Origin of the sequence: Enterovibrio baiacu (assembly GCF_004120195.1) — a bacterium.
Classification (GTDB): Bacteria; Pseudomonadota; Gammaproteobacteria; order Enterobacterales; family Vibrionaceae; genus Enterovibrio; species Enterovibrio baiacui.
Window position 1 is genome coordinate 231,923 of sequence record NZ_SCHN01000006.1, and the last position, 13,112, is coordinate 245,034.

General features: G+C 48.7%; 9 protein-coding genes and 1 tRNA gene. 7 read left to right on the forward strand and 3 right to left on the reverse strand.

Annotation, left to right across the window (positions count from 1 at the left end; genetic code table 11):
* The first annotated feature begins 187 nt into the window (after positions 1-187).
* Positions 188-1,384 (forward strand): mannose-6-phosphate isomerase, class I, encoded by a 1,197-nt coding sequence (gene manA, locus EQP46_RS03655; RefSeq protein ID WP_129492349.1) that lies wholly within the window; start codon positions 188-190, stop codon positions 1,382-1,384.
* Positions 1,385-1,553: 169 nt separating this feature from the next.
* On the opposite strand, the gene EQP46_RS03660 is transcribed toward manA, so the two are convergent.
* Positions 1,554-1,838: a Bor family protein gene (locus tag EQP46_RS03660; RefSeq protein WP_017012928.1), complete on the reverse strand. Its 285-nt coding sequence runs from the start codon at positions 1,836-1,838 to the stop codon at positions 1,554-1,556.
* Between the two features lie 409 nt (positions 1,839-2,247).
* On the opposite strand from EQP46_RS03660, the gene EQP46_RS03665 reads away from it, so the two are divergent.
* The 5 genes from EQP46_RS03665 (at position 2,248) to EQP46_RS03685 (ending at position 9,969) form a co-directional block, all read left to right on the forward strand.
* Complete coding sequence (locus EQP46_RS03665; protein ID WP_129492562.1) at positions 2,248-5,451, forward strand: glycoside hydrolase family 3 protein; 3,204 nt, start codon at positions 2,248-2,250, stop codon at positions 5,449-5,451.
* A gap of 273 nt (positions 5,452-5,724) precedes the next feature.
* Positions 5,725-7,209, forward strand: coding sequence for a carbon starvation CstA family protein (locus EQP46_RS03670; RefSeq protein ID WP_129492350.1), 1,485 nt, complete (start codon positions 5,725-5,727; stop codon positions 7,207-7,209).
* A 151-nt stretch (positions 7,210-7,360) separates the two neighbouring features.
* Complete coding sequence (locus tag EQP46_RS03675) at positions 7,361-9,028, forward strand: sensor histidine kinase (RefSeq protein WP_129492351.1); 1,668 nt, start codon at positions 7,361-7,363, stop codon at positions 9,026-9,028.
* 22 nt (positions 9,029-9,050) lie between these two features.
* Entirely contained in the window at positions 9,051-9,779 is a 729-nt protein-coding gene (gene btsR, locus EQP46_RS03680; protein WP_129492352.1) for a two-component system response regulator BtsR, read from the forward strand.
* Positions 9,780-9,894: 115 nt separating this feature from the next.
* Positions 9,895-9,969 (forward strand) — tRNA-Gly (locus tag EQP46_RS03685).
* A 38-nt stretch (positions 9,970-10,007) separates the two neighbouring features.
* On the opposite strand, the gene EQP46_RS03690 is transcribed toward EQP46_RS03685, so the two are convergent.
* Positions 10,008-10,334: a hypothetical protein gene (locus EQP46_RS03690; protein WP_129492353.1), complete on the reverse strand. Its 327-nt coding sequence runs from the start codon at positions 10,332-10,334 to the stop codon at positions 10,008-10,010.
* Positions 10,335-10,444: 110 nt separating this feature from the next.
* On the opposite strand from EQP46_RS03690, the gene EQP46_RS03695 reads away from it, so the two are divergent.
* Positions 10,445-11,353 carry a LysR family transcriptional regulator gene (locus EQP46_RS03695; RefSeq protein ID WP_129492354.1) on the forward strand — a complete coding sequence of 303 codons (909 nt, stop codon included), beginning with the start codon at positions 10,445-10,447 and terminating at the stop codon, positions 11,351-11,353.
* Positions 11,354-11,501: 148 nt separating this feature from the next.
* Here EQP46_RS03695 and nagE read toward each other — a convergent pair whose 3' ends face one another.
* Positions 11,502-12,959, reverse strand: coding sequence for an N-acetylglucosamine-specific PTS transporter subunit IIBC (nagE, locus tag EQP46_RS03700; protein ID WP_129492355.1), 1,458 nt, complete (start codon positions 12,957-12,959; stop codon positions 11,502-11,504).
* Between the last annotated feature and the right edge of the window lie 153 nt (positions 12,960-13,112).

The window sequence follows — 13,112 nt, forward strand, 5'->3', positions numbered from 1 at the left end:
TCCCAGCGTGAATAGAACAGCAATGTTTTTAGAGCACATGGGAGCGATTATTCGCCTTTGTGCCCATTCAACGAAAACAACATCTGGTACACTTTGCTAGCTTCGGTCAGCACGGAATTTTGATAAAGCGTCGCGCTGACTTACTCAGAATAGAGCACGCCAATTGGCGCAAAAATTGAAGAACATTATGACCTCGACAACCCAACATTTTTTCCCGCTGACCAACGTTATCCAAGACTATGCTTGGGGAAGCCGCACCGCATTGGGTGAGCTTTTCGACATGCCAAACCCGGACAACAAGCCACAGGCTGAGATCTGGATGGGCGCACACCCAAATGGTTGTTCAAAAATTGACGTAAACGGTGAGCAAACCCTGCTTTCTGATTTTATCGGCAGCGACATGGCCAATGTGATTGGTCAACAGACACAAGAAACGTTCGGCGAACTGCCGTACTTGTTCAAGGTACTGTGTGCAGCCAATGCACTTTCAGTGCAAGTACACCCTAGCAAAGCGCAAGCAGAAGCAGGCTATGCGAAAGAAGAAGCAGCCGGTATCCCTCTGTCTGCGGGCTTTCGTAACTATAAAGATCCAAACCACAAACCAGAACTGGTTTACGCACTGACGCCATACACCGCGATGAATGGTTTCCGTGATTATTCTGAAATTCTTGCCTTCTTCCACCAGCTCAATATTGATGTGCTTTCCACACTGGTTGCCAACCTTGATGCAAACCAAAACGAGCAAGGGCTAAGTGCATTCTTTGAAGCACTGCTCTCTCTTGAAGGCGAAGACAAAGACACAGCAGTTGCTGAACTCTTGGCATTTGCGACAGAGAACCAATCAGATGAATTGTTTGCATTGCTGCTGACGTTATCTGAGCAATACCCGGGTGATATCGGCCTATTCTCGCCGCTTATCCTCAATACGCTGACATTGGTACCAGGCGAAGCCATGTTCTTGGATGCATGTACCCCCCATGCATACATCAAAGGCACAGGCCTTGAGATCATGGCGAACTCCGACAATGTACTGCGCGCAGGACTCACACCTAAACACATGGACGTGCAAGAGCTAACTGCGTGTACACGTTGTGTACCAATGGCAAAAGACGTTATCCGTTTGGCACCAGAAAAAGTCGGCAATGCTGAGCATTACCCTATTCCTGTGCCTGACTTCAAATTCAGTGTTTACAACGCAACAGCAAAAGAATCGCTGCACACCAACAGCGCTGAGATTTTGCTGGCCGTTGATGCAACACTGATCGTAGAAGATGCGGAAGGAAACAGCGTGACACTGGAGAAAGGCGAATCTGTCTTTATTCCTGCATACGTCGGTGAATACTTTGCATCATCCAACGGCAAGTTTGCGCGTGCGTATAACTAACGTAATCATCGGTAAATAAGACAAAAGCCTGACCACGTATTCGTTGTCAGGCTTTTTCTTTATCGACGATGTGTGACGTTTGAAACAAGCGTCAACTTACAGGCCTGTACCTGTTCGAAGCCTTTTCAAACCATCAACCACTCAGACGCTTGCACATCCAACCGCAGAGTTAGCGACAATACACGCGCGCATCACGCGGGGTGTAAATGCCGAAGGTTACAAACCCTAAGAAGCCATCAAGGAACGTCTGTTGCACTTCCACCTTTGCGACATTTTCTGCACCACCACAAACACTGGCAGCATCAATGGTTTTCTTTTGACCAATACCTGAAACGAAAAAGCTCTGCATGGTTTCTTCTTCTAAGTTTCCCTGTTTGTCATTCACCACAAATGTTTGTTGTGCACACCCAGAAAGCATTAGCGCGCCAACGACCAAAACTGCTGTTTTCTTCATGTGTTTTATCCTTATCGTTATCAACCGGTTGAGCCTTGTTTTTCATAATCGCCCCTAAAGTGTAGAAAAAACTGTCTACTTACTTGGTATTAGTGATAAGAAAAGCATATTTTTTTGACCCGGGTTTTTACGGCGAGCTCTCTATAATAAGAAAGTGTATCGAACACTAAATAAGATAAGATTGCCTTATGTGTACTTATTGAAACCACCAAAACAGCCCCTAAGATTGTCCAGAATTTTGGCTAAATGTTGTCGAGAACATTCACGTCAATCTTCCGCTCGAGGGACACAAACACTCTGACGAAGAAAGCGCTTTCTAGTTCATATGCTTGTGGTGAGTGACCAATCTTAAAAAGAAATAACCCTCAAAGGGGGCAGTATGCTCAAAGGAAAGTTAGTTGTGTCAGGAATGGCGTCGCTCGTGTTACTTGCGGGCTGTATGGAAGAATCGAAAGTGCCCTACTTTCCGGATTGGCCGGAAATAAAGAGCGCTGTACCAAAAGATCCCGACATTGAAGCCAAGGTCGCGGATATTTTGGCGCAGATGACGCTGGAAGAAAAAGTCGGACAAATGATTCAACCCGATCTTCGTGGCGTTACGCCAGAAGAGGCAAAACAATACAAATTAGGCTCGCTATTGAATGGCGGTGGTTCTTGGCCTGACGAAAACAAATACGCCACTGCATTAGACTGGGCGGAAGAGGCCGACAAATATTATCTCGCCGTTGAAGAAGCCTATGCCGATCGTGGTTTTCGTATTCCCTTTATGTGGGCGACAGATGCAGTACACGGCCACAACAACGTATTTCGCGCCACGGTTTTCCCTCATAATATCGGCCTAGGTGCCGCCAACAACCCCAAACTCATTAAGCAAATCGGTAAAGCCACAGCTCGTGAAATCTCCGCAACAGGTTTGGATTGGACATTCGCGCCTACCGTTGCGTCGCCTCGCGATTACCGCTGGGGTCGAGTTTATGAAGGCTACTCAGAAGATCCCGAAATCATCTATCAATACGCAGGCCAAATGGTTGAAGGCTTGCAAGGTGGCACTAAAGGCCTAAAAAGCCAGCGTCATGTTATCTCTAACGTGAAGCACTGGGTCGGTGATGGCGGTACCAATAAAGGTGTCGACCGCGGCGAAAACCACTACTCCGAAGAATACCTACGCAACATTCACGCGACGGGTTACTTCTCGGGCCTAGACGCAGGCGCGCAAGTGGTCATGACATCATTTAACTCGTGGCACAATGATGAAAACTACGATGTGATGAATACCGACGAATACAACAAGAAACTCCACGGCAGTAAGTACCTCGTGACCGATGTACTGAAAGAAAAAATGGGGTTTGACGGCATTGTTGTCACTGACTGGAACGGTCATGGTGAAATCAATGGCTGTACCGCATCGAACTGTCCACAGGCCGTGCTAGCGGGTAACGATGTGTTCATGGTTACAGCGCGTAAAGACTGGACCGTGTTCTATCAAAATGTCATCGACCAAGTGAATGATGGCACCATTCCAATGTCACGTATTGATGATGCAGTCACGCGTATTCTTCGCGTGAAAATGCGTGCAAACCTTTGGAAAAAACCGCAACCATCACAACGTCAACTCGCGGGCCAGCAAGATATTCTTGGTTCAGACAAACACCGCAAGCTGGCGCGTAAGGCAACCAGCCAATCCTTGGTGTTGTTAAAGAATGAAAACGAAGCACTGCCGCTTTCCTCTGACAAACACTACCTTGTCCTTGGTAGCGCAGCGAATGACATTCAAAAGCAAACAGGGGGTTGGTCACTCACATGGCAAGGTACGGAAAATACCTTAGAGCGTGATTTCCCGGGTGCAACAACCATGCTGATGGCAATGCGCGATCAAGTAGGCACTGACAATGTCTTTACCGATGTTGATGCAGCGCCAGAAGATGCCATTGCAGTTGTCGTGATAGGTGAAGACCCATACGCAGAAATGTTCGGTGACATCAACGCGACCAAAACCCTTGAATATGCATCACTCAAGTCGACGTATGCCGCCGATCTCGAACTGATTAAATCACTCAAAGATCGTGGCCTCACTGTTGTGACTGTGTTCTTCTCTGGGCGTCCGCTTTACGTCAATGAAGAGATCAACAACTCAGATGCATTCGTGGCAGCTTGGTTACCGGGCACCGAAGCGGGCGGTATTACCGATGTATTGTTCCGCGAAGAAGGTAAAAACTTCCGAGGCCGTTTGTCATACTCTTGGCCTGGCATGAAATGTTCCACCACCATCAACCGTAAAGCGCCAAACCTAAAAGACTATGTCACGCCAGAGATGGAACAAGACATCGAAGGCGAGCATGCACCTCTGTTCCCCTATGGCTATGGCCTTTCTTACAACGCGAAGAAAAGCGACTTGATGGGAGTAGATGCCGATCTGAACAACCTAGAACTTGATCCACGTGACTACGGTTGTGGCCAAGATGCGCCAGACAACGGCATCGCGACGACTAACCTAGAAGTTTATGGCCGTAGTGCTGAGGGTGAATTTATTCCTCGCATCGCAGGTTCCGCAAACGGATGGGTCGGTGAGAGCGTGTCGAACGGCACACCAACCACCATTGGTTCTGTGACCACCACGCCGATGGATTACCTCCACCAGCAAGATGCCATCAATGTGAAATTCAACGGTGACTCGCCAGCGCAGGTCTACATGCAAACGCTGGATCAAGCCGTAACGGACAAACAGGCTTACCTCAATGCTGACGCAACGCTGCAGTTTGATATCGACATGAAGTCTGCGGCACCAGAAAGCATGGTATTGGCGATGCACTGTGAATGGCCTTGCTTGGGTCAAGTTGCCATCAATAAAGTCTTACCAGCACCGTCTGGCGCAAACGAAACCAAGTGGACAACCATTAAGATCCCACTGCAGTGTTTCGCAGACCAAGGCATGGCATTCTCTATCTTGAACACGCCGTTCCTCATCTATACCGATGATGCCGTTGAGTTCAATTTGGGTGAAGTGCGTTTCGTTCCGAACAGTGTTGACCCAGCCGATGATGCCATTGCATGTAGCGTGTTTACTGAACCTAGCCTACCGCCATTGACGGACGATGTGGTTGACGTTTGGAACACGTGGGATCCTGCATTGGGTTCATGGCAAGTTCGTACCGATGATTGGACGAACATCAGTGGTCATGTCACCATCACAGAACCTGATGCATCTGACGCGAGCCGTGAGTTCACCGTGACCTATGATGCAAACAGCCCTGAGCACTATAAAGGCATTGTCACGCTTGAAGGTACCACGCAGAACCTCACCCAATTTACCGACAGCGGTACATTGAACTTTGAGATTTACATCGACAGCTATGGCGAGATTGCGAACCCGGGTGAAAACCCAAGCACCGACATTGTTGTGAAGATGGAATCCACCAAAGGTACAGGTGATGACTATTTCCTTGGCGGCCTTTCAACGGGTATGTGGCATCAGGTATCCATTCCTGTGTCTGACCTAAACACAGGCGCGTTGGACATCACCAAAGTGAACAAGCCATTCGCAACCTTGGGTGAATGGAATGCCTCTCAAGCAGGTATCAGTTACCGCGTGAGAAACATTCAGTTGGAGAAATAACGCACGCACGGGTGATCACCTTGTGAGTGAATCACAGTCGTGAATGCAGCCTGAAAGCCCGCCAATTGCCTTTGGCGGGCTTTTTCTTTTCTGGCCCCCATTGCGGGTTGCTTCGAACACTCAGTCACTAAACATGTCAGGTTGGCACAATATTTTTGTCGCCTCTTTTTGCCGCTTAACACGCTATTCGTCCACTCACTGAGTTTGTCCGCGCCAACACCCCGCCTTCTCCATATAGTCGCGCTGTGATTTCATTCAATAAGGACGATTGCAATGCTGTGGTTTCTTACCTGTGTCGCTGCTCTGATTGGCGGCTACTTCCTCTACGGGGCGTTCATTGAGAAGATTTTTGGCATCAATGAAAATCGCCCGACACCTGCACACACTAAAACTGACGGCGTGGACTTTGTGCCCATGTCGACCAAGAAAGTGTATTTGGTTCAGCTACTGAACATTGCCGGTGTGGGTCCTATTTTCGGCCCAATCATGGGGGCCTTGTACGGCCCAGCAGCCATGTTATGGATTGTGGTTGGTTGCATCTTCGCGGGTGCGGTTCACGATTACTTCTCCGGCATGTTATCGATCCGCAATGGCGGCGCATCCGTTCCTACGATCACAGGCCGATATCTTGGCAATGGCGCAAAACACTTTATGAACATCTTTGCCATTGTGCTTTTGCTGCTCGTTGGCGTGGTGTTTGTCTCTGCGCCTGCCGGCATGATCACCACACTGGTGAACGAACAAACCAGTTTTGATATCAGCATGACCTTTATGGTGGTGGTGATTTTTGCTTACTACATCCTCGCGACCATTGTGCCTGTCGACAAAATTATTGGGCGCTTCTACCCATTCTTTGGCGCACTCTTGATTTTCATGTCTGTGGGCTTGATGACAGCCATTGGCCTATCAAGCGAACATACCGTCATGGGTGGCTTTGCATTCAGCGACATGTTCACCAACATGAACCCGAATGACATGCCATTATGGCCAGCACTGTTCATCACCATCGCCTGTGGTGCCATCTCTGGTTTCCATGCGACCCAGTCGCCACTGATGGCACGTTGCATGGAAAACGAAAAGAATGGCCGCTTCGTGTTTTATGGCGCTATGATCGGCGAAGGCATTATCGCGCTGATTTGGTGTGCGATTGCCCTCTCCTTCTTCGGCACATTAGAAGGCCTGCAAGATGCCGTTGCTAATGGCGGCCCTGGTAACGTGGTTTACGGCGCGTCCTTCGGATTGCTCGGTGTGTTTGGTGGCGTGATTGCCTTCCTCGGTGTGGTGATCCTGCCTATCACCTCTGGTGACACGGCGTTCCGCTCTAGCCGCTTGATTCTTGCTGAGTACTTCAACATGGAACAAAAGACCTTACGTAACCGCTTGTTGATGGCACTGCCGCTGTTCGTTATCGGTGGCGTTCTTACCCAAGTCGACTTCGGTATCATTTGGCGCTACTTCGGTTTTGCTAACCAAGCGACCGCCGTCATGATGTTGTGGACCGCCTCCGCGTATCTGCTCCGTCATAACAAACTTCACTGGGTCACCACGATCCCAGCGATGTTCATGACAACCGTGTGTGTCACCTTCATCTTGAACAGCAGCACACTTGGTTTTGGTTTACCTATGAACGTTTCCACCGTCGCAGGTATTCTGTTCGCACTCACTGTGACGGGCTACGTGATTAAAACATCAAAAGGGAAAGGTGAAGACGCACTCCCTGATGATGAAAAACCACAGGTCGAAACCAAAACGGCGTAGACACCAAGGTCGGTAGACCCTAGAAAGTGCAACATTAAGAGTCTGCTTCGGCAGGCTCTTGTTGTTTATAGATTTTTGAACGTTAAAATGCCCCTACTTTCTACCATGACTCTCTTCGAATAGCGTGGGCATTGCCCATTAAAGGCGCAACATGGAATTGATTATCTCGCTCCTTCAGCAAATGTGTGTATACCTCGTGTTGGCCTATATGCTCAGTAAAACACCCATCATTCTTCCCCTGCTGAACATCTCTTCCCGCTTGAGCAACAAACTCATTTGTTACGTGTTGTTTTCCGGTTTTTGTATTCTCGGCACCTACTTTGGCCTGCAAATTGACGATGCCATTGCCAACACCCGCGCCATTGGTGCTGTCATGGGTGGCTTGTTTGGTGGGCCTGTTGTCGGGTTTCTGGTGGGGTTAACGGGCGGCATTCATCGCTATACCTTGGGCGGGTTCACCGATGTCGCCTGCGCAATCTCCACCACCGCAGAAGGATTGATTGGTGGCTTTTTGCATGTGTACTTGATCAAACGAAACCGTGGCGCACAGTTGTTTAACCCCTTTGTGGTGTTCGGCATTACCTTTGTGGCAGAGGCGGTGCAAATGCTCATTCTCTTGATCGTCGCTAAGCCCTTTGACCAAGCTTACAATCTGGTTTCAGCCATTGCCGCCCCCATGATCATTGCAAACGCCTTTGGCGCGGCCTTGTTCATGAGCATCTTGCAAGACAGAAAAACCATCTTCGAGAAATATTCCGCCACCTTTTCCCGTCGAGCATTAACGATTGCCGATCGTTGTGTTGGCATTCTGCACAGTGGTTTTAACAGCGACAATGCCGAGAAAATCGCCCGCATTATTTACGAAGAAACCAAGGTAGGCGCAGTCGCAATCACCGATAAAAACAAAATACTCGCCTTCGTCGGCATTGGAGATAATCACCATAAACCGAACACACCCATCTCCTCTCAGAGCACGCTCGATGCCATGGCAAAAAACAGCATCATTTACCTTGATGGTGCTGAACGCCCATATCAATGCAGCTTGTCCTCCGACTGCAAGCTCGGCTCAGCGCTGATTATCCCGCTTCGCACGGGCGATGAGGTAGTCGGCACCATCAAGCTGTACGAACGAAAACACAAGCTCTTCTCGACCATCAACATGTCGATGGCTGAAGGCATTGCGCAATTGCTGTCTAGCCAAATTCTGTTTAGTGGTTACCTTGAACAAAAGTCCCTACTGACCCAATCAGAAATCAAGCTGCTGCAAGCACAAGTCAACCCGCATTTTCTGTTCAATGCATTGAACACCATCAGCGCAATCATTCGTCGTGACCCCGACAAGGCCCGTGAATTGATTCAGAACCTGTCGCAATTTTTCAGGAGCAACTTAAAACAAAACATCAATACCGTGACGCTTCGCGAAGAGCTCGCCCACGTCGATGCTTATCTGAGCATTGAAAAAGCCCGTTTCACTGACAGGCTCTCAGTCAGCGTCGAAATTGACAGCGCCCTGCTTGAGACAACACTGCCGAGCTTCACCTTGCAGCCTTTGGTTGAAAATGCCATTAAACACGGTATATCCACCTTGCTTGAAGGGGGCACAGTGCGAATCTATAGCGAAACCATCAACGGAAACACCGCCATCACCGTTGAAGACAATGCAGGGTGTTACCACGCGCCTGATGAAGAACATGTGGGTTTGGGATTGGATATCGTATCAAAACGCCTCTCGCATCAATTTGGGCGTGACGCATCGCTAAAAATCACGAGTGAGCCAAACACCTTTACGAGAATGACGTTTATTATCCCCGCTTCATGAATGCGTAAAGGTGCATAAGGCAATGTTAACAGCGCTGGTAATTGACGATGAGCAGTTTGCTCGTGAGGAACTGGCAGAACAGTTGTTAGAAAGCGGGCTGATTGAGGTTATTGGTGATGCGTCCAATGCCATTGTTGGACTAAAGAAAATCAATGAATTAAGGCCCGACGTGGTCTTTCTTGATATTCAAATGCCACAAGTCACCGGCATCGAACTTTTGAGCATGTTAGATCCAGACACCATGCCGCAGGTGGTGTTTGTGACCGCTTACGATCAATACGCCATTCAGGCCTTTGAAGACAATGCCTTCGATTATTTGCTCAAGCCGGTTGAACCCAAACGCCTGCAGAAAACCTTGCAGCGCCTCAATAAGCAAAGCGAGAAGATCGCGCCGAAACCGCACTACGCCGCCATTGCTCCCGAGCAGCTCATACATATCCCTTGTGTAGGCCACCACCGCATCCTTCTTATTCCCATCGAACAGGTGGAATGCGTATACAGTGACCTTAGCGGCGTGCATGTGCGCTCCGATCGACAATCTGCCAGTACGCAACTGACGTTGAAAACACTGGAAGACAAAACCACCTTGGTGCGTTGCCACCGCCAGTATTTGGTGAGCATCCACCATATCAGCGAAATTAAACTGCTCGACAACGGATTGGCGGAAATCGTCACGCTCAGCAAACATACTGTCCCAATCAGTCGTCGCTATCTGAAAAACGTCAAAGAACTGATCGGCATTGGCGCTTAACAGCGCCAATGATTGTTCAAAGCCTGACCATTTACCCTTCACCTTCACATTAATGCATTGATCAAAAAGCAATATCTTGCAGGGAACATCCCGCCGATCTACATTAATCCCAAGCGCGTGCATCGTATAATGGCTATTACCTCAGCCTTCCAAGCTGATGATGCGGGTTCGATTCCCGCTGCACGCTCCACGCTTTTCTCCCCCGCGATCTACCCTTCTCGTTTCCCGTTAAGTAAACACAACCCCAGAAGATGCCTGCACAGGCGCATACACGTTTATCGCAACAGAATCCGGGGCAATCAACGCCAACAACTGCACAAACGATGCTTTATCTGCCATCAAGGTATTCGATTGATGTGCGTCGTGTTCCGTTTCCCAATAATAGAGCTGCATCCAATCCCCATTGCTGGCTTGGCAAAGCGTCTCGTGCAGAAAACCTGGTAGTGTTTTCAGATCCACCAGCATGTCATCAATGGCTGCTGACATGTCTTCCGTACTCACGCCCTGCTTGGCCTGCCACGTAACGGTTTCAACCACATAGTCCGTCAAATTCATTGGCTTCTTTTCCCTCGTTGATGAATATCGAGACACTCTAGCTATTGCCCATATCAAGATAATCACCAAATATTAGAAGTATCAGTTTCCAAAAATGAACGAATGCCGTCATGACCAATTTCAAACATGCCCTTTTGTTTAAACATGTCGTCGAACAAGGTTCTATGGCATCTGCCGCAAAGGTCATGAATATCACGCCTTCCGTGGTGAGTAAGCAGATTGCAGAGCTCGAAGCGAGCTTGGGGGTGCAGCTATTGGCTCGCACAACACGGAATGTGGCCGTCACAGAAGATGGTGCACGTTTTTATCAAACCTTCTGCCAAATCGGTACCGACTGGGAAGAGCTGCTCGCCGAAACGAAACACCGAAAAACGCAACCCGCGGGCGTTCTTTCTCTGGCTTCACCCAGTCTTGTGCTTAGCCGAGTGCTTATGCCGCAACTCGACACATTCAGACGACAGTTTCCAGACATCTCACTCAACCTGACCAATACAAACTATGACGAGATTCCGGTGCAAGGCGCTGATATTTCTATCGCAAGAGAAGTCGAACAGCTCGATGCAGCAATGTTTGTTGGGGTGCCATTAATGACGTTTCAGAACGGCCTGTTTGCATCTCCGTCATACCTTGAAACTCACGGCACACCCCGTCGCATTGCTGATCTTGAACAGCATCAATGCCTCACTTACGGCGTAGGAAATGGAAAGCAGAGTACTGAAGGAAAAATGGGAAGCGAATGGACATTCGAACAGGGAGCGTCCGTCAAAATCACCTCTGCAATACGCTCTGACAGCACAGAGGTATTGATTCAAGCCGCCATTCAACATCAAGGCATCGTCTATATACCGCGCTTAATCATTCAAAACGAAGTGCATGAAAAAGTACTGATTCCTGTGCTGCCTGACGCGGGTATAAGCCGCCCCTTTCGCTTGTTTGCCTACTATCGAAAACAAGCTTACTTGCCGCGAAAGTGCCGCGTAATGCTTGATTTCTTAAAGACGCAATATGCAGAGACCTAACGACTCGCAGTAAAAGGAGCAATATCTCGCAGTAAAAGGATGAAGCGCCGCATCGCATTCATTGCGAAACAGCGCTTCTAGGGGGAAGGATAGACAGCAGTTACTGCCCGTTAAATCTCATTGAACTTACTCCGCTTTAGTTCATTACTTACTTCGCGAGTACGCTTTTCATTTGCTCCGCAACTTTATCGACCTTGCCCAAGCCAACAACCACTTGCAAACCCGCTTTACCAATAGGAATGACGCCTGCTGCACCGAGCTTTTTCAGTTTGTCGGCATCTGCCATGGCAGAGTCTTTAACCGTCAGTCTTAGTCGCGTCACACAGTTATCCACTTCAACAATGTTGTCTGCTCCACCAATCGCTTCAATGTAATCAAGCGTCAGCGGGCCAATGTCTTGTGCGCTCGCGCTCCCTTCTGATTTTTCGTTACGCCCTGGTGTGCTTAGGTTGAACTTCACAATCGCGAAGCGGAAAGCGAAGTAGTAGACCACAAAGAAGAACACACCCTGAACAATCAACATGTACCATTGCGTCGCCAGCGGGTTTTGGCTTGATAGGATGAAATCAACGAAACCCGCAGAGAAACCAAAGCCTGCCATCCATTCCATGCTCGCAGCAATGTAAAGAGACACACCCGTGAGCACGGCATGAATAAAGTAAAGTGCTGGTGCCAAGAACATAAAGCTAAACTCAAGCGGCTCTGTGATGCCCGTGAAGAAAGAAGCCATTGCCGCAGCCAGCATGATAGAGAACGTCGCGTTTTTGTTTTCCGCATCGGCACAGTGGTACATCGCCAAAGCAGCAGCTGGAAGGCCAAACATCATGATGGGAAAGAAGCCCGCCTGATACATGCCCGTTTTGCCCGGAATCGCCGTACCATTTGCGATAGATTGCGCGCCACCGAGGAAGTTCGGAATGTCGTTGATGCCAACAACATCAAACCAAAACACCGGATAAAGCGCGTGGTGCATGCCAATGGTTAATGTGAGTCGGTTAAAGAAGCCAAATAACCCTGCGCCAACCGCATCTAATGCCAACAGCTGGTTACCAAACACGATCAGTGCGTCGTATACCACAGGCCAAACGTAGAGCAGAATGAACGACATAAAAATGCCGGCAATCGACGTCAAGATAGGTACCAATCGCTTGCCGCTGAAAAAGGCCAAGGCTTTAGGTAGCTCGACAGTATGGAAGCGGTTGTAGATTTCCGCAGAAATGATACCGACCAAAATACCGATGAACTGGTTGTTTATTTTGCCGAACGCGGCTGGCACTTCATCTGCTGCCACACTCAGTAACTGACTCACTGTCGCAGGTGACAGTAAGGTGGTCACCACCGTAAAACAAATGAATCCGGCCAACGCCGCTGCGCCATTTTTGTCGCGGCTCAATCCAAATGAGACACCAATGGCAAATAACACCGCCATGTTGTCAATAATCGCACCACCAGATTTGATCAAAAAGGCCGCAATGATACTTTCAGAGCCCCAGCCAACAGGATCTAACCAGTAGCCGACCCCCATCAAGATCGCCGCAGCAGGCAAGGTGGCGACGGGCACCATCAATGCTTTACCGACTTTTTGCATGTATCCAAGGATATTCATGTAGCCCCCAAAAATGTTATCAAGAAAAGTGATAAAAAATTGTTTGTCTCTACCGTGGGTTTTGCTCCGTAAACGCAGAAATGCAAAGACATTGGGTGTATTTACACATTAATTTTTATTGCAAACAAACCAGTTAAAGCACACTATGAATTA